This is a genomic window from Azospirillum endophyticum, from assembly GCF_016595245.1.
Classification (GTDB): domain Bacteria; phylum Pseudomonadota; class Alphaproteobacteria; order Azospirillales; family Azospirillaceae; genus Azospirillum; species Azospirillum endophyticum.
In genome coordinates this window covers 1-992 of record NZ_JAENHM010000076.1, presented here as the reverse complement: position 1 = coordinate 992, position 992 = coordinate 1, and the positions used below count along the sequence as shown (strand labels likewise).

At 55.9% G+C, this 992-nt stretch carries 1 rRNA gene; it reads left to right on the top strand.

Annotated features, from left to right (window positions below):
* Positions 1-992 (top strand): 23S ribosomal RNA (locus tag JHL17_RS31610); the annotation flags it as partial.

Below are 992 nucleotides of genomic sequence, written 5' to 3'. Positions count from 1 at the left end.
GGGAAGCGAACCCGGCGAACTGAAACATCTAAGTAGCCGGAGGAAAGGACATCAACCGAGACTCCGCTAGTAGTGGCGAGCGAACGCGGACCAGGCCAGTCATTCGATCTACATAACCGGAACCGTCTGGAAAGTCGGGCCATAGCGGGTGATAGCCCCGTACGGATAAACCGGATCGAATGCTCGAGTAGGGCGGGGCACGTGAAACCCTGTCTGAACATGGGGGGACCACCCTCCAAGCCTAAGTACTCCTCAGTGACCGATAGTGCACCAGTACCGTGAGGGAAAGGTGAAAAGCACCCCGACAAGGGGAGTGAAACAGTTCCTGAAACCGGATGCCTACAAGCAGTCGGAGCCTCCTTGCGGGGTGACGGCGTACCTTTTGTATAATGGGTCAGCGACTTAGAGTATGCAGCGAGCTTAAGCCGGTAGGTGGAGGCGCAGCGAAAGCGAGTCTGAATAGGGCGACCGAGTTGCATGCTTTAGACCCGAAACCTGATGATCTAGCCATGGGCAGGTTGAAGGTGCGGTAACACGCACTGGAGGACCGAACTCACGCCTGTTGAAAAAGTCGGAGATGACCTGTGGCTAGGGGTGAAAGGCCAATCAAATCAGGAAATAGCTGGTTCTCCGCGAAAGCTATTTAGGTAGCGCGTCGGATATCACCTGCGGGGGTAGAGCACTGGATGGGCTAGGGGGGCGCGAGCCTTACCAAACCTAACCAAACTCCGAATACCGCAGAGTGCAGTCCGGCAGACAGACGGTGGGTGCTAAGGTCCATCGTCGAGAGGGAAACAGCCCAGACCGCCAGCTAAGGTCCCCAAATCACGGCTAAGTGGGAAAGGATGTGGGAAGGCCATGACAACCAGGAGGTTGGCTTAGAAGCAGCCATCCTTTAAAGAAAGCGTAATAGCTCACTGGTCTAGTTAAGCCGGCCTGCGCCGAAAATGTATCGGGGCTCAAGCCGTGTACCGAAGCTGCGGATGCGATCT